19 protein-coding genes, 3 tRNA genes, 1 rRNA gene and 1 pseudogene are annotated in these 19367 nt (G+C 46.0%); 18 read left to right on the top strand and 6 right to left on the bottom strand.

Annotated features, from left to right (window positions below):
• Positions 1–13: 13 nt before the first annotated feature.
• The 3 genes from menB to B0187_RS09120 form a co-directional block, all read right to left on the bottom strand.
• Positions 14–871: a 1,4-dihydroxy-2-naphthoyl-CoA synthase gene (gene menB, locus B0187_RS09130; RefSeq protein WP_078237553.1), complete on the bottom strand. Its 858-nt coding sequence runs from the start codon at positions 869–871 to the stop codon at positions 14–16.
• Between the two features lie 191 nt (positions 872–1062).
• Positions 1063–1545, bottom strand: a complete 483-nt coding sequence (locus tag B0187_RS09125) for a DUF805 domain-containing protein (RefSeq protein WP_078237552.1) — start codon at positions 1543–1545, stop codon at positions 1063–1065.
• A gap of 92 nt (positions 1546–1637) precedes the next feature.
• Complete coding sequence (locus B0187_RS09120; RefSeq protein WP_078237551.1) at positions 1638–2513, bottom strand: D-alanyl-D-alanine carboxypeptidase family protein; 876 nt, start codon at positions 2511–2513, stop codon at positions 1638–1640.
• A gap of 169 nt (positions 2514–2682) precedes the next feature.
• Here B0187_RS09120 and prfC point away from each other — a divergent pair, with 169 nt between their 5' ends.
• From prfC to ubiB, 3 genes are all read left to right on the top strand, one after another.
• Entirely contained in the window at positions 2683–4263 is a 1581-nt protein-coding gene (gene prfC / locus B0187_RS09115) for a peptide chain release factor 3 (protein ID WP_078237550.1), read from the top strand.
• Between the two features lie 110 nt (positions 4264–4373).
• Complete coding sequence (gene rlmB, locus B0187_RS09110; protein ID WP_078237549.1) at positions 4374–5117, top strand: 23S rRNA (guanosine(2251)-2'-O)-methyltransferase RlmB; 744 nt, start codon at positions 4374–4376, stop codon at positions 5115–5117.
• A gap of 62 nt (positions 5118–5179) precedes the next feature.
• On the top strand, positions 5180–6808 hold the full coding sequence (gene ubiB, locus B0187_RS09105) for a ubiquinone biosynthesis regulatory protein kinase UbiB (protein ID WP_078237548.1): 1629 nt from the start codon (positions 5180–5182) through the stop codon (positions 6806–6808).
• A 72-nt stretch (positions 6809–6880) separates the two neighbouring features.
• Here ubiB and add read toward each other — a convergent pair whose 3' ends face one another.
• A complete protein-coding gene (gene add, locus B0187_RS09100; protein ID WP_078237547.1) occupies positions 6881–7906 on the bottom strand; it encodes an adenosine deaminase in 1026 nt (341 codons plus the stop codon).
• 127 nt (positions 7907–8033) lie between these two features.
• Between add and tatA the strand changes: the two genes are divergently transcribed.
• From tatA to B0187_RS09060, 8 genes are all read left to right on the top strand, one after another.
• Positions 8034–8255 carry a Sec-independent protein translocase subunit TatA gene (gene tatA, locus B0187_RS09095; protein ID WP_078237546.1) on the top strand — a complete coding sequence of 74 codons (222 nt, stop codon included), beginning with the start codon at positions 8034–8036 and terminating at the stop codon, positions 8253–8255.
• A gap of 3 nt (positions 8256–8258) precedes the next feature.
• Positions 8259–8810 carry a Sec-independent protein translocase protein TatB gene (tatB, locus tag B0187_RS09090; RefSeq protein WP_078237545.1) on the top strand — a complete coding sequence of 184 codons (552 nt, stop codon included), beginning with the start codon at positions 8259–8261 and terminating at the stop codon, positions 8808–8810.
• Positions 8800–9540, top strand: a complete 741-nt coding sequence (tatC, locus tag B0187_RS09085) for a twin-arginine translocase subunit TatC (RefSeq protein ID WP_078237544.1) — start codon at positions 8800–8802, stop codon at positions 9538–9540. Before tatB ends, tatC begins: the two co-directional genes overlap by 11 nt.
• A gap of 206 nt (positions 9541–9746) precedes the next feature.
• Complete coding sequence (locus tag B0187_RS09080) at positions 9747–10097, top strand: YgiW/YdeI family stress tolerance OB fold protein (protein ID WP_078237543.1); 351 nt, start codon at positions 9747–9749, stop codon at positions 10095–10097.
• Positions 10098–10420: 323 nt separating this feature from the next.
• Complete coding sequence (hemB, locus tag B0187_RS09075) at positions 10421–11443, top strand: porphobilinogen synthase (RefSeq protein WP_078237542.1); 1023 nt, start codon at positions 10421–10423, stop codon at positions 11441–11443.
• Between the two features lie 276 nt (positions 11444–11719).
• A complete protein-coding gene (locus tag B0187_RS09070; RefSeq protein ID WP_143413776.1) occupies positions 11720–12097 on the top strand; it encodes a hypothetical protein in 378 nt (125 codons plus the stop codon).
• A gap of 107 nt (positions 12098–12204) precedes the next feature.
• Positions 12205–12825, top strand: coding sequence for a hypothetical protein (locus B0187_RS09065; RefSeq protein ID WP_078237540.1), 621 nt, complete (start codon positions 12205–12207; stop codon positions 12823–12825).
• Positions 12826–12840: 15 nt separating this feature from the next.
• Positions 12841–13320, top strand: coding sequence for a hypothetical protein (locus B0187_RS09060; protein ID WP_078237539.1), 480 nt, complete (start codon positions 12841–12843; stop codon positions 13318–13320).
• Positions 13321–13817: 497 nt separating this feature from the next.
• On the opposite strand, the gene B0187_RS09050 is transcribed toward B0187_RS09060, so the two are convergent.
• Positions 13818–14300 (bottom strand): REP-associated tyrosine transposase, encoded by a 483-nt coding sequence (locus B0187_RS09050; RefSeq protein WP_078237537.1) that lies wholly within the window; start codon positions 14298–14300, stop codon positions 13818–13820.
• A gap of 432 nt (positions 14301–14732) precedes the next feature.
• A pseudogene (locus B0187_RS09045) lies at positions 14733–15332 on the bottom strand (cation diffusion facilitator family transporter); the annotation flags it as partial.
• 165 nt (positions 15333–15497) lie between these two features.
• Between B0187_RS09045 and B0187_RS09040 the strand changes: the two are divergent.
• The 7 genes from B0187_RS09040 to B0187_RS09010 all read left to right on the top strand — a co-directional run.
• Positions 15498–16571 (top strand): TDP-N-acetylfucosamine:lipid II N-acetylfucosaminyltransferase, encoded by a 1074-nt coding sequence (locus B0187_RS09040; RefSeq protein ID WP_078237535.1) that lies wholly within the window; start codon positions 15498–15500, stop codon positions 16569–16571.
• Positions 16568–17839, top strand: coding sequence for an ECA oligosaccharide polymerase (gene wzyE, locus B0187_RS09035; RefSeq protein ID WP_078237534.1), 1272 nt, complete (start codon positions 16568–16570; stop codon positions 17837–17839). Before B0187_RS09040 ends, wzyE begins: the two co-directional genes overlap by 4 nt.
• A complete protein-coding gene (gene wecG, locus B0187_RS09030; protein WP_078237533.1) occupies positions 17829–18554 on the top strand; it encodes a lipopolysaccharide N-acetylmannosaminouronosyltransferase in 726 nt (241 codons plus the stop codon). The genes wzyE and wecG overlap by 11 nt, the downstream gene beginning before the upstream one ends.
• Positions 18555–18700: 146 nt before the next feature.
• Positions 18701–18777: transfer RNA gene (locus B0187_RS09025), tRNA-Arg, on the top strand.
• 32 nt (positions 18778–18809) lie between these two features.
• Positions 18810–18885, top strand: a tRNA-His gene (locus tag B0187_RS09020).
• Positions 18886–18906: 21 nt separating this feature from the next.
• Positions 18907–18983: transfer RNA gene (locus B0187_RS09015), tRNA-Pro, on the top strand.
• A 157-nt stretch (positions 18984–19140) separates the two neighbouring features.
• Positions 19141–19367: ribosomal RNA gene (locus B0187_RS09010) — 16S ribosomal RNA — on the top strand; the annotation flags it as partial.

Below are 19367 nucleotides of genomic sequence, written 5' to 3'. Positions count from 1 at the left end.
AGAGGGCAAGTTGTTACGGATTACGCTTAAACTTGCTGAAATCAGGGGCACGTTTTTCGTTGAACGCGTTGCGACCCTCTTGACCCTCTTCGGTCATATAGAACAACATTGTGGCGTTGCCTGCGAGTTCTTGTAAACCTGATTGTCCATCGCAGTCCGCATTTAACGCCGCTTTCAAGCAACGCAACGCAATCGGGCTGTTGCGTAACATTTCACGACACCAACGCACGGTCTCTTTTTCCAAATCCGCATAAGGCACAACGGTATTGACCAAGCCCATTTCCAACGCTTCTTTGGCATCGTATTGACGGCATAAGAACCAAATTTCACGGGCTTTTTTCTGCCCCACGATGCGTGCCATATAGCTTGCCCCCCAGCCGCCGTCAAATGAACCCACTTTCGGGCCAGTTTGACCAAAAATCGCATTTTCCGCCGCAATGGTTAAATCGCAAATCATATGTAGAACGTGTCCGCCGCCAATCGCATAGCCAGCCACCATTGCCACCACCGGTTTCGGGCAGGTGCGGATATCACGTTGGAAATCCAACACGTTTAAATGATGTACGCCGCTGTCGTCTTTGTAACCACCGTAGTCGCCACGCACTTTTTGGTCGCCGCCCGAACAGAACGCTTTTTCGCCTTGCCCCGTTAGCACAATCACGCCCACTTTTTCATCAAAACGTGCGTCAGCAAAGGCTTGAATCATCTCTTTGACCGTTTGCGGACGGAACGCATTTCGCACTTCGGGGCGGTTGATCGTGATTTTGGCGATCCCGTCTGCCGATTTGTGATAGAGAATATCGGTGTAGCCTTCGCTATGATCGACCCACTCAACAGGGGCGTAAAGCACATCATCTTTTGGATTTTGCATTGTGTATTCCTTTTAATATGAAACAGAAAATGGGCGGATTATAGCCGAATTGAGCCACTTAGACGAGAATGCGAGATAAAAAATTGTTGCCCCCTACCCCCTGCTACGCAGGGTACTTCCCCCGCAGGCGGGGGAAGTGGCACGCAGTGCCGAAGGGGGCTAAATATCGTTTTACAAGCGGTAAGATTTCATCAAATTTCCGCCACTTCGCTACCAGAGGCTTTCGGATCTTCGCCATATTTATTGGTAAAGCGTTGTCCGTCTTTGAAAATCAGCCAACCTTGTGAACCCAAATATAAAATAGCCATTAGCACCGCACATAAAATGCCGAGTTCTACGTTTGTTTCAGAGGCAAAACCAAATGCCATTAGCACGACAAGCACAATGCCCACCAATCCCATCGCCACCTGCCACCAGCCCGAATAGCCGAGATCGTGTAAACGGCGGGCGGTGAGAGCCATTTGCGACAGTAAAAAAACAAAATTGACGAGATCGGATAAAAACGAAAGAGCAGTGGCAAAGGTCGCTAATCCTAAACTTTCGCTCGCTCGTAATAAAAAGGCGAATAGAATTGCCACTAAATAAGAGCCTACAAGAAATGAACCATACTCTATCCGTCTGGCTCGCCCTTTATAGTTAAAAGTGTTTTTCAAGGCTAACAAAAACCAATTCATTTTTCCCCCTTTATGTTGAAAACAAGCGGTCAAATTTTAGCAATTTTTGGCGGAATAAAAAACCTACCGCAAGGGGTAGGTTTCTTAAAAATTTAGTCGTATTGGCTAAACGGGTTCATTTTGCATTGATACTTCGCCAACATCGCTTCGGTAAAGGCGGTGCGAGAGCTGGCGTTTGGGTTGTTAAGGCTCACCACGCCGATTCGTTTGCCGTTGCATAAATCTCGGGCGATAAAGGCGAGGTTGTAGCCCGCCTCACGGGTGTAGCCCGTTTTGCTCACAAGGGCGGGGTAAGATTGCGAACGTACCATACTGTTGGTGTTTTTCATCGAAATGTAGTCGCCCCCTGCAAAAACGCTCACCACCGGCAAGTTAGACAGTTGCTGAATTTCAGGTTTGGTCGCCGCATAGCCCGCCAGTTTGGCAAGGTCGCTCACGGTAGAAACATTGTTTGAAGACAAGCCCGAGCTATCCTCAAAGTAGGTTTGGGTCATTCCCAACTCTCTCGCCTTGCTGTTCATTCGAGCCATAAATTGGGCTTTGTTGAGAGGCGTGGCGTGAGTGAGTGCGTGGGCGGCGGTGTTGTCGGAACGCACCAACATCGCTTTTAACAATTCGCCACAGTTGATATTCACATTTTTCGGCAACGGGCTGCTCGTGCCTTTAATGAAATCGGCGTCAGACGCCAAAATTTGGGTTTGGCACGCCTTGCCGTAGCGGTTTTCTTCAAGGAACACCACCGCCGTCATCAATTTGGTAACAGAGGCAATCGGTCGCACTAAATTAAAGCCTTTCCCTTCCAAAAATTTTTTCTGGTTGAGATCAAACACCGCATAGGCGGAATTATCCGCTGGCACATAGGCGGCGGTCGCCTTAATCCGAGGGGCGGTTTTGCCCTTTTTAGCAGGCTGGGAAGAACAAGCGGTTAAAACCAGCAGGGAAAGCACGAGGGGAATAAATTTTTTCATTTTCTATCCGAGTATGATTAAAAGGTGGCTATTCTATCCTTTTTTCGCCAAGAGACAAAAGCAAGCGGTGAGATTTTTGCAAAAATCCACCAAAATCACACGGCGAGGTTGTTCAATGGGCGTAAATCGGGGAAAATAGCCCGATTTTTTAATTGAGAGAAATAGAGAAATGTCTTATCCACAAGAAGTTAATAAACGCCGCACCTTTGCGATTATTTCGCACCCCGATGCGGGTAAAACCACCATTACCGAAAAAGTATTGCTCTACGGCAATGCGATTCAAACCGCAGGTTCGGTCAAGGGCAAAGGCTCTGCCGCCCACGCCAAATCCGACTGGATGGAAATGGAAAAACAACGGGGGATCTCGATTACGACCTCTGTAATGCAATTCCCGTATAATGACTGCTTAGTAAACCTGCTCGATACCCCCGGACACGAGGACTTCTCGGAAGATACTTACCGCACTTTAACCGCAGTGGATAGCTGTTTAATGGTGATCGACTCGGCGAAAGGGGTTGAGGAACGCACGATCAAGCTAATGGAAGTAACTCGCCTGCGTGATACGCCGATTTTGACCTTTATGAACAAGCTCGACCGTGATATTCGTGATCCAATGGAATTGTTGGACGAAGTGGAAAGCGTGCTGAAAATCCGTTGTGCACCGATCACTTGGCCGATCGGCTGCGGCAAATTGTTCAAGGGCGTGTATCACATCGCCAAAGATGAAACCTACCTCTACCAAACGGGGCAGGGGCATACCATTCAGGAAGTGCGAGTGGTGAAAGGCTTGAACAGCCCTGAACTCGATCAAGCAGTGGGCGAAGATTTGGCACAGCAACTGCGTGATGAATTGGAATTGGTGCAAGGGGCGAGTAACGAATTTGAACATAGTGCCTTTATCAAAGGCGAATTGACCCCCGTTTTCTTCGGCACAGCACTCGGTAATTTCGGGGTCGATCACTTCCTTGACGGCTTAACCGAATGGGCGCCAGCCCCGCAAGCTCGTGAGGCGGACGCTCGCACCGTATCGGCAAGCGAAGAAAAATTCAGCGGATTTGTGTTCAAAATTCAAGCGAATATGGACCCAAAACATCGCGACCGCGTTGCTTTTATGCGAGTGGTGTCGGGCAAATATGAAAAAGGAATGAAGCTCAAACACGTTCGGATCGGCAAAGATGTGGTAATTTCCGATGCTTTAACCTTTATGGCTGGCGACCGTTCACACGCCGAAGAAGCCTACGCAGGCGACATCATCGGCTTGCACAATCACGGCACGATCCAAATCGGCGACACCTTTACCCAAGGCGAAAACCTCAAATTTACGGGGATTCCAAACTTCGCCCCAGAGCTATTCCGTCGTATTCGCCTCAAAGATCCGCTCAAACAAAAGCAACTGCTCAAAGGCTTAGTGCAACTGTCCGAAGAGGGGGCGGTGCAGGTGTTCCGTCCGTTGATGAATAACGATTTAATCGTGGGTGCGGTCGGCGTGTTGCAGTTTGATGTGGTGGTTTCTCGCCTGAAAACGGAATATAACGTTGAGGCGATTTACGAAGCGGTAAACGTGGCAACCGCTCGCTGGGTGGAATGTTCAGATGCGAAAAAATTCGAGGAATTTAAGCGTAAAAATGAACAAAACCTCGCCCTTGACGGTGGCGATAATTTAACCTACATCGCCCCAACAATGGTAAACCTCAACCTCGCCCAAGAACGCTACCCTGATGTGCAGTTCTTCAAAACGAGGGAGCATTAACATTCATAACACGGACGCCAGCGTGGCGTCCCTACTTTACGAATGTCAGCGTACGTTTTCGTAGGGACACGATGCTCGTGTCCCCAATCATTATCAAATAACAGGATATTATGAGCGAACAAATCTACGGCATTCACGCCGTTAAATCTTTTTTGGAACGATCGCCTGAGCGTTTAATTGAAGTGTTTGTGCTAAAAGGGCGTGAGGACAAGCGGTTAAATCCGCTGTTAAACGAACTGCAACGGCTCGGGATCGCTATTCAGCAGGTAAACCGCCAAACCCTCGATAACAAATCGCAGGGGGAAGTGCATCAGGGGATTATTGCACGGATCTTGCCACAAAAAGAGCTGAACGAGCAGGATCTTGATGCGATCTTGGCTGAAAAGCAAAATCCATTTTTGTTGATCTTAGACGGCGTAACCGATCCGCACAATTTAGGGGCGTGTTTGCGAACCGCCGATGCGGCTGGGGTGGATGCCGTGATCGTGCCGAAAGATAAATCGGCTCAACTCACTTCAACCGCTCGCAAAGTGGCTTGTGGGGCGGCGGAAAGCGTGCCGCTCATTCGGGTTACCAACCTTGCTCGCACAATGCGAGAACTGCAAGAACGCAATATCTGGATCATCGGCACCGCAGGCGAAGCGACTGAGAGCATTTATCAAACCAAATTGACTGGCTCAATCGCTCTGGTAATGGGTGCCGAGGGGGACGGAATGCGGCGATTAACCCGTGAGCATTGCGACCAACTCGTCAGCATTCCAATGGCTGGCTCGGTCTCTTCCCTCAATGTCTCGGTGGCAACGGGCGTCTGCTTGTTTGAAATCGTCCGCCAACAGTTAGCCGCACAAAAATAGTCTGCAAGGGGTAGGATTTGACGAAATTTCGCCAAATCCGCCCCCTTGTTTGAGGAACTCAAATGCAAAACCTTCGCCGTCTTTATCAAATTATCCGCACCTTTGCTCACTACGGCATTGATGAGCAAATCCCTGCCATTCCGCAAACAAGGGCGGTGCGGTGGGGGCGGAAAGCCCTGTTTTGGCTTCGCAATCAGCACCCCGACCAACCGTTCGGCGTGCGGTTACGCCTTGCCTTGCAAGAACTCGGTCCTGTTTGGATTAAATTGGGGCAGATGCTCGCCACTCGCCGTGATCTGTTTGAGCCTGAACTCGCCGATCAGCTTGCTCTGTTACAGGATTCCGTTGAGCCTTTTGACGGCAAGCTGGCTCGCCAAATTATCGAGCAAGCCCTCGGTGGCAAGCTCGAACAGTGGTTTGAGGATTTTGATGAAACCGCTTTGGCTTCCGCCTCGATTGCCCAAGTCCACACCGCAAAATTTCGTGCAAACCACCCGCTTGCTGGTAAGCAAGTGGTGCTGAAAGTGATTCGCCCCAACATTGAGCAGGTGATCAACGCCGATCTTGCCTTGATGTATCGCCTCGCCTCGCTGATTCCTCGCCTCAATCCTGAGGGCAAACGCTTACGCCCAGTCGAAGTGGTGCGAGAGTATGAAAAAACCTTGCGAGACGAGCTGGATTTACGCAAAGAAATGGCGAATGCGATTCGCCTACGGGGCAATTTTGAAAACAGCGAAATGCTCTATGTGCCAGAAATGTACCCCGAGTTTGGGCGGAAAAATCTGATCGTAATGGAACGGATTTTCGGCATTCCCGTCTCGAACGTGGCGGCACTGGAAGCGAACGGCACCAATATGAAACTGCTCGCCGAGCGTGGGGTGCAGGTCTTTTTTACCCAAGTGTTTCGGGATAGTTTTTTCCACGCCGATATGCACGCGGGCAACATTTTTGTGAACCCGAATCACCCTGAAAATCCGCAATATATCGGGATCGACTGTGGCATTGTCGGGCAGCTCAACCACCACGATAAACGCTATTTGGCGGAAAATTTTGTGGCGTTTTTCAACCGTGATTACCGCCGTGTGGCTGAAATGCACGTCGCCTCGGGCTGGACACCGCCCGACACCGACATTGACGCATTCGAGCAGGCGTTCCGTGAATTATGCGAACCGATTTTCGCCAAACCGCTGGCGGAAATTTCCTTCGGGCATCTGCTGTTTAACCTGTTCAGCGTGGCTCGCCAATTCAATATGGAAGTGCAACCGCAGTTGGTGCTACTGCAAAAAACCTTGCTTTATATTGAGGGATTGGGGCGACAAATTTACCCGCAACTGGATTTGTGGCAAACGGCGAAACCGTTCCTACAAGATTGGCTCGATGAACAAATGGGCGTAAAAGCGATGATCCGTCAAGTTAAACGCAAATTCCCACAATTTCGTGAACATTTCGCCGATTTTCCCGAAGCGGTGTTCACCGCATTGCAACAACAACGGCAGATCAACTTTCGCCTGAATGAAATCAATCAAAGTTTGCAAGCTCAACGTCAACAACGGAGCAAAAACTTGATTTTAATTGCTTTTACTGGTGTTTTTGGGGCAGTCCTTTGGCAATTTGATAAACTTCCGCAGTGGCTCAGTGTGCCATTGTTGGTAGCAACTTTACTTGGCGTGGTGTGGCAGGCGGTCAAATAAATCTCATTCCTACCGCTTACAAGGGGTCAGATTCTGCGAAATTTCGTAGGAACTGACTCCTTGTTTATCGGATTATGCGACATATTGTGCCAAACGTTGTGCAACCCGTTCCCTCAATTCCCTTTTTTCTTGCTCACTAAGAAAAGCCCCGTCAATGGCGTTGGTGAGCAGTTGCTTGGCTTCGGGGTGGGTGAGGACGTAGCCTTGTGAGAGTAGGCGGAACTCGCTGGCGAGGGTGGTTTGAGAGACGGTCATATTGTCGGTGTTGAGGGTGGCTTTAATCCCCTGTTGCAAGAAATGGCGAAGGGGGTAATCCGCCAGCAAGCGGACGGTTTTGGTCTGCAAATTGCTGCACGGGCACATTTCTAGCGTGGTTTTTTCCGCTTTGAGGCGAGCGAGTAGGTTTGGATCTTCGCTGGCTCGCACGCCGTGTCCGATCCGTTTCGCCCCGAAATCAAGGGCAGATTTCACGCTTTCCGCCCCGTCTGCTTCGCCTGCGTGTAGGGTAAACGGCACGCCGAGTTGGTTGGCGAGTTCAAATAGCGAGGCAAATTGAGCGGTTGGGTAAATCGCTTCCGCCCCTGCCAAATCCGTGGCGACCACGCCCTTGCCGAGAAAATCTTTGGCGAGTTGCACCGTTTGCACATTTTCCGCCTGATTATGCTCGCCTCGCATACAGCACAAAATCACGTTCACGCCAAACATCGCCGTGTGCGGCAGAGTTTGTTGCACCCCAGCCAGCACCGCCTCAACTGCTTGGCGTTGGGTTAAACCTTGCTGGGTGTGGAGTTGGGGGGCGAAGCGAATTTCCGCATAAATCAGACCGCTTGCGTCAAGGCGTTTGACCAAATCAGCGGTTGCCGAAGCGAGATTTTCCGCCGTTTGCAACATTCGCACAGGGATCGCAAAACATTGCAGATAATCGTTCAAGCTGGTGCAATCCTGCGGGGCAGCGATATGGCGAAGCAAATCCGCCACGTTGTCGGCAGGCAGGGGGATATTTTGCTGGCGGGCGGTGGTTAAAATCCACTCGGGGGAAAGCGAGCCGTCTAAGTGCAAGTGAAGATCGATGAGGGCGTATTGGGTTAAGCTATCCATTTTGTTTTCGTTTTGGTTGAATGTATAGCTTGCATATTCTAGTGGATTTCGTGAAAAAGACCTACAAAAAAGCAACATTTGGGCGTATAATCCGCCTAATTTTTTCACTCAAACAAAGGAGATTTCTATGGGTGGTATTAGTATTTGGCAACTTCTGATTGTGGTTGCGATCATTGTGTTACTGTTCGGCACCAAAAAATTGCGTACCCTCGGAGCGGATTTGGGCGAGTCGGTCAAGGGCTTTAAAAAAGCGATGAATGACGACAAAAAAGACGCCGAATTTGAAAAAGTTGAGGCGAAAGATGCCGCTTCAACGGAGCAAAAAGCCAAAGAAAAAGAGCAGGCGTAATCTGTGTTTGATATAGGTTTTTCTGAATTAGTGCTGGTGTTTATTGTGGGCTTGGTGGTGCTAGGCCCACAACGCTTGCCGATTGCGATCCGAACCGTAATGGGCTGGGTTCGCACCATTCGTGGCTTGGCGGCAAACGTGCAAAATGAACTTGCCCAAGAGCTGAAATTGCAGGAATTGCAAGAAAGCATTAAGAAAGCGGAAGAACTGAATTTGAGCAAACTCTCGCCTGAATTGAGCAAAACGGTGGAAGATTTGAAACAGTCCGCCCAAAAAATGCAGGCGGATTTGCAATCGGCAAAGGGCGAGATCACCAAATTGACCGATGAGCAAGTGGCTGAAATTCAAGGCAAAATTGAGCAGGAAAGTCAGCAATTAGCGAGCGAAACCCCTTCGCAAAAATCGGCGGAAAACCCACCGCTTGATCCCGAATTAAGCCCTGCGGAAATCGCTGAACTTGCCGAGGAAGATGAGGAAAAATTGGCAGCGTATTATCCGCCTGATGACGACCTCGCCGCCCCTGAAACTTCAAAGGAAAAATCGAATGTCAGTTGAAGAATCCCAACCGCTGATTAGCCATTTGATCGAACTTCGCAACCGCTTACTCAAAGCGGTTATTTGCGTTTTAGTGGTGTTCGCCTTGTTGGTTTATTGGTCGAACGATATTTATACGCTGTTGGCAACCCCCTTGTTGGAACGCTTGCCGAGCGGATCGTCAATGATCGCCACCAATGTCGCCGCCCCGTTTTTCACGCCGATCAAACTCACAATGGTGGCATCGATTTTTTTATCCGTGCCATTTATTCTCTACCAAATCTGGGCGTTCGTTGCCCCAGCCTTGTATAAGCACGAAAAACGGCTGGTCTATCCGCTGTTGATTTCCAGCACCTTGCTGTTCTACATCGGCGTAGCGTTCGCCTATTATGTGGTGTTTCCGCTTGTGTTCGGCTTCCTGACTAGCACCGCCCCCGAAGGGGTGGCAATGGCGACCGACATCAGTAGCTACCTCGATTTCGTGCTGACGATTTTCCTCGCCTTTGGGATCTGCTTTGAAGTACCCGTGGCAATCGTGTTGCTCTGCTGGTCGGGCATCACCACCGCAGACGATTTGCGAGCCAAACGCCCTTACATCATCGTGGCGGCGTTCGTGATCGGAATGTTACTCACCCCGCCCGACATCTTCTCGCAAACCCTGCTCGCCATTCCAATGTGTTTGCTGTTTGAAGTCGGCTTATTCTGTGCAAGGTTCTACCAACCCAAAGACGACACCGCCGAGCAAGGCTAAAATTTCTGAGAAACTGACCGCTTGTAATGCCGTTTACAAGCGGTTGTTTTTTGGAAAATTCCCGCCTTTGAACAAAATTTCATCATTCAGAAAATTTTTTCGTTTATTAAGATTTTTTTAAGATCTGTTTGGTTTAATAGCACCCGTAGCAACGAGGTAGCGATGTTACCTCGATTTAATTCAACCCCAAAGAAAGGAAAACCCAAATGAAAAAATTACTCTCACTTGCCGCTTTATTAACTGTTTCAACCGTTGCAGTTGCAGGCTTTAATAACACCAACGCACCACAAACCAACGGTGGCGTGGCAACAGTCGTACAAGCCTTAACCGCGGCGGACGATGCTCAAATGAGCTTAAAAGGCAAAATCACTCGCCAGCTTGATAAAGATGAGTTTATGTTCCAAGACGGCACGGGCGAAATCAAAATCGAGATTGACGATAAAGTATGGCAAGGTCAAAACGTAACCCCGAACGATGTGATTATCATCTTCGGCAAAGTCGATAAAAACACCTTCGGTAAATCGGATTTTGATGTTTACCGTGTAGAAAAACAGTAATGTTAAACAAGACGCAGAGCAATCTGCGTCTTTTCTTTTTGGTAAGCGAAATTTTTAAAAATCCTACCCCTTGCCCTCTCCCTGCGATTGACTGCTGAACGCAGTCAATCTCTGTCCCCCTCCCACAAGTGGGCGAGGGTTAATGTTTGAGGAGGCGAAAAACTCTCTCCCATTTATGGGAGAGAGACAGCAAAAAATGCGTTCAGCATTTTTGGCAGAGAGAGGGCAAATCCCCAAACATTTGTTCTTTTCTTTGGCGAAACCAAGAAAAGTAGTAAAATCGCAAGCGGTCAAATTTTCAATATTTTTTACAAGGATTTTTTATGAGCCAATTTCTTGCATCATCTTTCCCGACTCGCCGTTTACGCCGTTTGCGTAAGCACGATTTCAGCCGCCGTTTGGTGGCAGAAAATACCCTTACCGTCAATGATTTGATTTACCCTGTGTTCATTATTGAGGGCGAAAATCAGCGGGTTGCCGTGCCGTCAATGCCGAAAGTGGAACGCTTAACCCTCGATCAGCTCCTGATTGAGGCGGAATTATTGGTGAAATATGGCGTGCCTGCGATTGCGTTGTTCCCCGTGGTTGAGCAAGACAAAAAATCGCTAATGGCGGAAGAAGCCTATAATCCGCAGGGCTTGGTGCAACGGGCAGTGCGGGCGTTGAAGCAGGCGTTTCCCGAATTGGGCGTGATTACTGATGTGGCACTCGATCCGTTCACCTTGCACGGTCAAGACGGCATTATTGACGATAACGGCTATGTGCTGAACGATACCACCACCGAGGTGCTGATTAAGCAAGCCCTTTCCCACGCGGAAGCAGGGGCGGATATTGTCGCCCCGAGCGATATGATGGACGGGCGGATCGGCGAAATTCGCAAGGCGTTAGAGGCGAATGGCTTTATCAACACCCAAATTATGGCGTATTCGGCGAAATATGCGTCCAATTATTACGGCCCGTTCCGTGATGCGGTCGGCTCGGCGGCGAACTTGAAAGGGGGCGACAAACGCACCTACCAACTCGACCCTGCCAACGGCAACGAAGGCTTGCACGAAGTCGCCCTCGACATTCAAGAGGGGGCGGATATGGTGATGGTGAAACCAGGAATGCCTTATTTGGATTTGGTGTGGCGAGTGAAAGAAACCTTTGGCGTACCGACTTTTGCCTATCAAGTCTCGGGCGAATACGCAATGCACCAAGCCGCCATTCAAAACGGCTGGCTCAAAGAAAAAGAGTGCATTATGGAAAGCCTACTCTGCTTCAAACGTGCAGGGGCAGACGGCATTTTGACCTACTTCGCCAAACAAGTGGCGGAATGGCTTTATTTAGAAAAGCAGGGGAAATAGCCACAAGCGGTTAGATTTCAGAAAATTTCAGCCTTGATAAAAAACCACCTTTACGGTGGTTTTTTTGTTTTTGAAGCCCCACTCAACTTCCTTTTTGAGTGGGGTTTTGTTCATAAAATGAACAGAAAAGCTATGCTAGCATAGCTTTCCTTTTATTGCTCTTGCAATAAAAGGAATAAACAAGTCTGCAAATATTTAATTTTAATCGGGGCATAAATGTTGAAATGTAATCGAAATTTTTGGTCGTGGATTTTTATTGTTATTGAGATCCTTGTAATGTGGTTCACGTTATGTGTGTTTCCTTTGATTAGCCCACAAGATGATTTTTTCGCTATTGGTTCTAAGCTAAAAGAAAATTGGGTAGTTCCTGTATGTGGACTTATCTATATTGGGCTTATTATTGCTATACATCGTGATTGGCATAGAGTTGGAAATGATAAATATAAAATTATAGTATTAATTTTCGTTGCAATTTTGTTTTTGTGTCTTCCACAATGGTACGTAATGTTTAAAGTTATTGGAGGTTATAAGATTTTCTCAGATATAAAATATTTCGTTATGCCATTAGTATGGTTCTATATAAATTTGAGTATTTATATGAGACTTGTTGCAATATCAAAAGATATTAATAAATTATCTCCCCCAAAAAAGTAGAAGAAAATAAGGTTGTTTTTATTTTTAACCCTTTTTTAGGCTGTTTTATTGGTAATTGATATAAAGTGTTTTAAGATGTTCCCTTTTACATTAAATAAAAGGGGACTATGGAAAGTAGTAATAGCATTATTGAAACTATTATTCAGCTTTTTAGCACTTTATCTGAATCAGATCAAAAAATGGTGAAGGATAAACTGGCTGGGTTTAAAGAATTTATTAAAAAAGATCAACCAAGAACCGTCAGTTGTTGCCCCCATTGCCATTCAACACATTTTGTTAAAAACGGTAATGGCAAAGTTGGTTACACCCAAACGGCATTAACAGAAGAGGTTCCAGCCACACTTAAAACCGAAGTGGATAATATGGACAGTAAAAATAGAACGCAAAGCAAAGAGACTTTTGGACGTGCTAAAACTCACTGGCGGAGAATGGAACTAAACAATGAGAAAAATGCGGTAGCTTTTTTAACCAAAATAATAATGGAGGTTGAAGATGAAAAGACAATCATTGAAATATTAAATAAGATGGGTAAAGAGAAACTGAATGAATTAACTAATACAGTAAAACAAAATCCACAGAATATTGAATTTCAAGAGGGATACAACAACCTTCAACAAAAGTTTAAAGAGCAACTTTCACTTAAACAGGAAAATGAAATGGGAATCAATCAAAATTTTCGACAAGAAAATGAAAGTAACAAATTTAATACTAAAAAATTAGGATTTTAGAAGAGGATTTTAACAATGAAATGGTTTAAATTAGGCTTTGTGCTATTTGGTTTTATAGGTTCGGTTGCAAATGCCAATGATACTTTTGCTCCGCCCGTAAAATTAACCCCACAACTTGAAAAACAATTTTTACAGGTTGAGAGTAGGATTATCAATAATAACATAAGTATGTTTACAAATGTAAATCGTGTAAAAGCAGGTTTAAATCAGTTTTTCGATCAAAAAATGATGAAGTCCCTTCGTTATTTAACGCAGGAAGTGAGAAAAGTGGAAAAAGGTAATTATAATCAAGCTCTATTAGATACAATGAGAGCAACAGGTAAAGGAATGATTGGAAATGCCGAAGAGCTTCAAGTTTGGTTGAATCATTACCGAACCCGAAATAATTTGACCACACAACAATATAATGACATTTATCAAAAAATTCAGGATATGGGCGGTTTTGGTGTTTACATATACAATACCTCTCTAAGAACTTTGAAAAAGTATTACTAGAATGATTAAAATATGAATGAAAAAAAGCGGGATTTTGCCCGCTTTTTTTCATCAACAATTAACTATAACAGAGCCATTTACAAGATAAAAATGGCGGACATAAAGTCCGCCACTACGAAAAGGATAGATCTTAAAACATAAATAACCATTCGTAGGGGCGGATTTTATATCCGCCCTTTTTAACAATAAAATCTATCTTAATACTATTTTGTTGGGTTGTTTGAAATATGTTTATAAAATCTTCTTTGTTGTAATAATGGCGGACATAAAGTCCGCCACTACGAAAAAGGATAGATCTTAAAACATAAATAATTATTCGTAGGGGCGGATTTTATATCCGCCCTTTTAACAATAAAATCTGTCTCAATACTATTTGGTTGGGTTGCTTGAAATATGTTCAGAAAGTTTTCTTTTGCCATAATAATGGCGGACATAAAGTCCGCCACTACGAAAAGGATAGAACTTAAAATATAAATAACCATTCTTAGGAGCAGATTTTATATCAGCCCTTTTAAACAATAAAATCTGTCTAAATGCCATTTGATTGGATTATTTGAAATGTATTCTGCAATTCTCATATAATCACGATCATTTCTGATGATATGCTCATAAAATCCTCTTTGCCATAATGGTTCGTAATTACAATTATATTTTTTGTGATATTCACGATATAAAAATGACATTCTTCCTTTTATTTTTTTCACCACAATAGAAAGATTTACATTGTCTCGATTGAACCAAATGAAATGGAAGTGATTTGGCATAATGATAAATTCGGGAATTTCACTATTAGGATATTCTGATAAGACAGAGAATAACGTTTCTTGTAACATTTTGCCAAAGTGATTAAGGATCATATTTCCATTAACAACATCGCCAAAAATCATTTTCTGATTTTTGGTGCATACGGTTACAAAATAACAGCCATATTGGGCATAATCGAAATGGGGTAATCGAAGATTTTTACGATATTTAGGCATAGCATTTTCTTCGCTGAGTTTATAGAGGGCAGATATAAAATCTGCCCCTACGAATGAATGATGATTTTATGCTTATTCTTACCGCTTGCAAGTATAAAAAACGGCTTGAACCCATTCAAGCCGTTTCTTTATTCTGCGAAATTAGTGTTTACATTTTTCGCTGTGTTGGTGTTCGACCACTTTTTCTTCTTTGTCGTTGTGTTCGTGATCGTGAGCATCGTTGCTGTGATCGTGGTTGCAAGCCGAGCCATCTGAATGGCTACGAGGTTGCTTTTCATTTTGGTGGTCGTGGTTGCATTTTACCCCGTCGCCGTGATCGTGGGCTTCGTTTTCCTCGTGATCGTGGCTGTGGTCGCAACTGCCGCCGTGGGCGTGGCTGTGATCCCCGTGCGAGTGAGTGTGAACGTTGAACGGTTTATCATCAGGGCTTGAAAGGGCTTGCATTGCTGCCACGGTAACTTGCCAGCCACTACGCAAGATGATTAAGCTCAACAACAAGCTGGCGAGCGGGTCGACCCACAACCAGCCGAAGAATAACGCACTTAACCCCGAGATAATCGCCACTACCGAGCCGAGTAAATCTGCCATAACGTGTAAGTACGCCGCACGGATATTGAGGTTGTCGTGGTCGGCGGAAAGCATCATTTTCGCCACGATAATGTTCACAATTAAGCCGAGAGTTGCCACCATTAGCATTGGTAGCGATTTCATTTCAGGCGGATTTTGCAAGCGTTCAATCGCTTCCCAAATAATAAAGGCGGCGATCACCAACAGCGAAGCCCCGTTAATAAAGGCTAACCATTTGCTCAAACGAATGTTTTTCGCCGCAATCGTGAGGGCGAACAGTGCCAAACCGAGGGAAATGGAATCGTTGAGCATATGCCCAGCGTCTGCCATTAACGCCAAACTGTTGAAGAAATAACCACCGAGATATTCCACCACCATAAAAGCAGTGATAATTGCAAAGCTCACTTTCAATACTTGGGTGTTTTTGATTGAGTGAGACGGGCAATTTGCGTGTGAATGTGCCATAAATTTTCCTTAAAGAAAGACTGAAAAAAGTGGGCGGATGATAAAGTCTGTACTAGCTACGGGGTCAAGTAAAATTTTATATTTTGCAAAAGATCGCAAAATTTACTGCGATCTGACCGCTTTATAATTAAGATAGCGGTCAGATTTTCTTTTTAATGAATCAAAATGAATAGAATTTATCATATTTTAGGTTCGGATATTCCGCACCATAACCGCACGGTGTTGAGCTTTTTTGCGAATGAGCTGTTGCCGAAGTTGCAGGGGCAGGATCACCGTTTTTATGTGGTGGGATCGGCAAATTTGAAAGAGGAATTTGCCTCATTAAATTTGACGATGTTCCCTACTAAAAAAGCGGTGGCGAATGCGGTTATCCAAACGGCTAAAGCAGAAAAATCGGCAAAATTTGTGCTGCACGGACAGTTTAATTTTGCGATCTGGTGGGCGATTTTTTGCGGAAAACTGCCCGCTTGTCGTTGTGTGTGGCACGTTTGGGGGGCGGATTTATATGAGGATTCGACCGCGTTAAAATTCAAACTTGCCTATCCGTTTCGCCGTTGGGTTCAGCGGAAATTGCCAACTTTATGGGCAACACGCGGAGATATCACCTTTGCTCAACGCCATTTGCAGCGAGAGGGCAAGGAGGATCAGGTGGTTTACTTCCCGACCAAAATGCCAGCCGTGCCGACTTTGCCAACCAAAACGCCAACGGGCAAAATCACCATTTTGCTCGGCAATTCGGGGGATCTTTCCAACCGACATTTAGAGGCGTTAGAGCAGATTAAACAGGCATTTGGCGAGGCGGTGCGAGTGGTTGTGCCTATGGGCTACCCTGAAAATAATCACGCCTACATCGAGCAAGTGCAACAACAAGCGGTGCGATTATTCCCAAAAAATGCGGTGGAAATTTTGCGTGAGCGGTTGGATTTTGAGCGTTATTTGGCGGTACTGGCGGAATGTGATCTCGGCTATTTTATTTTTGAACGTCAGCAGGGCATCGGCACGATTTGCCTTTTGACCCAACTGAATATCCCGACCGTGCTACATCGGCATAACCCGTTCGCCCTTGATATGCAGGCGGAAAATGTGCCGTTTTTGTTTGCCGATCAGCTGTCGGTGGAAAAAGTCGCCGAGGCTCAAACCGCTTTGCAACAATTGGACAAAACCCAAATCGGCTTTTTCGCCCCGAATTATGCCCCACAATGGCAAACCCTTTTAACCCAACTTAGTGAACAAGAATGAACGACTATCTTTTATTAACGGGCTTTTATCTGCTTTCGCTGGCGGTGATTGGCTCGCTGATTTATCGAGCTTACCGCCAGCAAACCTTTTCTTTTTATCTGTTATTTAGCCTGATCTATTTGGCGACTTTTTACCTCGGCTTCCCGTTTTCAATGGCAATGGCGTTGGGGTTTGAGAGTGCCTTGCCGTCTAAATTAACGCTATTTTTGACCCTCTTTTATGGGCTGGTGGGCTATTTAATTTTCCATTTCGCCTATCACTTTTTTTTGCCACCTCGTTCAACGCCCTTGCAAGGGGTAGGATTTTCTGAAATTTCCGCAAAACCGACCGCTTGTTTGCTCGGGGTGGTGGCGGTTGGCTCGTTGATTTGGTTCGGGCTAATGAACGGCTTTTTGCTGTTTGAGTTAGAAAAATATAGCCAAATTTTCTCGGCGGGCGTTCGTGGCACGGCGTTGAAACGCTTTTTCTACTTTTTCGTACCAGCTTTATTGATTTTCTTCTTTTTGAAACCGAGCCAAAAACGGTGGTTGCTATTCTTAATTTTCGGCACGCTGTTCGGCACGTTTTGCTATGTGATTGTCGGCGGCACGAGGGCAAATATGGTGTTGCCGTTGGTCATTTTCTTTTTATTAGGCGTGCAATTTCGCTACCTCTCGGCAAAATGGATTTTTCTAATGAGCGGCGTGATGATTGTGGCGATGTTCGTGCTGGCGATGATCCGCTACGGGCTTGATGTGAAAGGGGCGGAAGCCTTTTTTACCTTTCTTTATTTAACCCGCGACACCTTTTCGCCGTGGGAAAATGTGGCGATTATTTTATCGAAACCGATTGAGTTTCAAGGCTTGATGCCGATTGTACGAGATTTTTACGTTTATTTGCCGAAAGGCTTGTGGGTGGATTATCCAACCCCAATTTGGAACACGGCGAACTATTTTACCCGTGAACTGCTCGGCAATTATTCGGGGCTGGCGATTTCGCCGACTTTGCTCGGTTCTTTCTATATTATGGGCGGCGTGCCGATGATTTTGCTCGGAATGGCGTTAGTGGGGGGAATTATCAAAGGATTTGACCGCTTGTATGCCTACGCCAACGCCCAAGGTTTAGCCATTTTGCAAACATTCTGCCTCGCTAATGTATTTAATTTCATCGTGCTAGTGCGAGAGGGGGCGGATGCGTTTTTCTCGCGGTTGGTTTTTTTCAGCCTTGTGTTTGGCGTTTGTTGGCTGGTGGCACAAGGGATCGTGAGGGTTACGCAAAATGATCGATAAAGTGGCGATTTGTGGGATCGAGATCCTCGCTGTTAAAAACGAAGCGGCTTTCGTGGATTTTTTAATGAATGAACGGGAAATCAAGCAAGGCAAGTTGATTGCGATTAACGCCGAGAAAGTGATTAGTAGCGAAAACGATCCCGAAATGCAAAAGTTGCTTGCCGATGCGGAATATAAATATGCGGACGGGATCGGCATTGTGCGTTCGATTACGAAAAAGTATCCGCAATATCAAGGGATTGAGCGAGTGGCGGGGGCGGATTTGTGGCAGGCCTTAATGCAACGAGCAGGGCAGTTGAATGTGCCAGTGTTCTTAATCGGCAGCAGAGCGGAAACGCTGGCGGACGTAAAACGCAAACTGGCGGAATGGAATGTGAATATCGTGGGCGAGCTGGACGGCTATTTTCCCGAAGATCAAGCGGGTGCTTTAATCGAAAAAATTGAGGCGAGCGGGGCGAAGTTCGTTACGGTGGCAATGGGATCGCCCAAACAAGAAAAATTGATGCTCAAAGCTCAACAACGTTATCCGCAAGCTCTCTATATGGGCGTGGGTGGCACTTATGATGTGTTTACGGGGCGTGTGAAACGAGCCCCAAAAGTGTGGCAAGATTTAGGGTTAGAGTGGCTTTATCGCCTGCTAAGCCAGCCAACCCGTTGGCGAAGACAGCTTAATCTGCTCAAATTTGCCTACTATTATTTGGCGAATAAGCTCTAAAAAAGGGCAAAAAAACTGCTTTTCAGCGATTTATTACACATTTTGAATAAATTAACGGCAGACGAGAAAATTTTTTCAAAAAGTGCTAGACAAGGGGAAACGAAATCACTAATATACGCCCCCGCAACGACGCACTACTGAATAACGCGTTCGTAGCTCAGTTGGATAGAGCGTTGGCCTCCGGAGCCAAAGGTCGCAGGTTCAAATCCTGTCGAGCGCGCCAGAGGTAATGCAGTGAGTCCAATTTAGGAAATGGTGGCTATAGCTCAGTTGGTAGAGCCCTGGATTGTGATTCCAGTTGTCGTGGGTTCAAGTCCCATTAGCCACCCCATTTTACGCAAGTAAAATCTATCGGCGAGTAGCGCAGCTTGGTAGCGCAACTGGTTTGGGACCAGTGGGTCGTAGGTTCAAATCCTATCTCGCCGACCACTTTATTTTTGTTCTTTAACAACGAATCAGACAATCTGTGTGGGCACTTGTTGATGATTGATTTTGAAACAAATTTTTGATTTTGAAGTCTCGATAGGTGCTAACTGAAATTCATTAAATGATTTTTGTGTCAGCATATTGAGCGATTAAACTTTTTGAATTGAAGAGTTTGATCATGGCTCAGATTGAACGCTGGCGGCAGGCTTAACACATGCAAGTCGAACGGTAGCAGGAGAAAGCTTGCTTTCTTGCTGACGAGTGGCGGACGGGTGAGTAATGCTTGGGAATCTGGCTTATGGAGGGGGATAACTACTGGAAACGGTAGCTAATACCGCGTAATATCTTCGGATTAAAGGGTGGGACCTTTTGGCCACCTGCCATAAG

Source organism: Haemophilus paracuniculus (assembly GCF_002015115.1).
GTDB classification, from domain to species: domain Bacteria; phylum Pseudomonadota; class Gammaproteobacteria; order Enterobacterales; family Pasteurellaceae; genus Haemophilus_E; species Haemophilus_E paracuniculus.
Note: the sequence above shows the minus strand (reverse complement) of the source record. Positions and strands in the feature narration are given on the sequence as shown.

Excerpts from the sequence above, each read along its gene's own strand:
- menB (WP_078237553.1), bottom strand. The coding sequence starts at position 871 with ATGCAAAATCCAAAAGATGATGTGCTTTACGCCCCTGTTGAGTGGGTC.
- B0187_RS09125 (WP_078237552.1), bottom strand. The coding sequence starts at position 1,545 with ATGAATTGGTTTTTGTTAGCCTTGAAAAACACTTTTAACTATAAAGGG.
- B0187_RS09120 (WP_078237551.1), bottom strand. The coding sequence starts at position 2,513 with ATGAAAAAATTTATTCCCCTCGTGCTTTCCCTGCTGGTTTTAACCGCT.
- prfC (WP_078237550.1), top strand. The coding sequence starts at position 2,683 with ATGTCTTATCCACAAGAAGTTAATAAACGCCGCACCTTTGCGATTATT.
- rlmB (WP_078237549.1), top strand. The coding sequence starts at position 4,374 with ATGAGCGAACAAATCTACGGCATTCACGCCGTTAAATCTTTTTTGGAA.
- ubiB (WP_078237548.1), top strand. The coding sequence starts at position 5,180 with ATGCAAAACCTTCGCCGTCTTTATCAAATTATCCGCACCTTTGCTCAC.
- add (WP_078237547.1), bottom strand. The coding sequence starts at position 7,906 with ATGGATAGCTTAACCCAATACGCCCTCATCGATCTTCACTTGCACTTA.
- tatA (WP_078237546.1), top strand. The coding sequence starts at position 8,034 with ATGGGTGGTATTAGTATTTGGCAACTTCTGATTGTGGTTGCGATCATT.
- tatC (WP_078237544.1), top strand. The coding sequence starts at position 8,800 with ATGTCAGTTGAAGAATCCCAACCGCTGATTAGCCATTTGATCGAACTT.
- B0187_RS09080 (WP_078237543.1), top strand. The coding sequence starts at position 9,747 with ATGAAAAAATTACTCTCACTTGCCGCTTTATTAACTGTTTCAACCGTT.
- hemB (WP_078237542.1), top strand. The coding sequence starts at position 10,421 with ATGAGCCAATTTCTTGCATCATCTTTCCCGACTCGCCGTTTACGCCGT.
- B0187_RS09070 (WP_143413776.1), top strand. The coding sequence starts at position 11,720 with ATGTGGTTCACGTTATGTGTGTTTCCTTTGATTAGCCCACAAGATGAT.
- B0187_RS09065 (WP_078237540.1), top strand. The coding sequence starts at position 12,205 with ATGGAAAGTAGTAATAGCATTATTGAAACTATTATTCAGCTTTTTAGC.
- B0187_RS09060 (WP_078237539.1), top strand. The coding sequence starts at position 12,841 with ATGAAATGGTTTAAATTAGGCTTTGTGCTATTTGGTTTTATAGGTTCG.
- B0187_RS09050 (WP_078237537.1), bottom strand. The coding sequence starts at position 14,300 with ATGCCTAAATATCGTAAAAATCTTCGATTACCCCATTTCGATTATGCC.
- B0187_RS09040 (WP_078237535.1), top strand. The coding sequence starts at position 15,498 with ATGAATAGAATTTATCATATTTTAGGTTCGGATATTCCGCACCATAAC.
- wzyE (WP_078237534.1), top strand. The coding sequence starts at position 16,568 with ATGAACGACTATCTTTTATTAACGGGCTTTTATCTGCTTTCGCTGGCG.
- wecG (WP_078237533.1), top strand. The coding sequence starts at position 17,829 with ATGATCGATAAAGTGGCGATTTGTGGGATCGAGATCCTCGCTGTTAAA.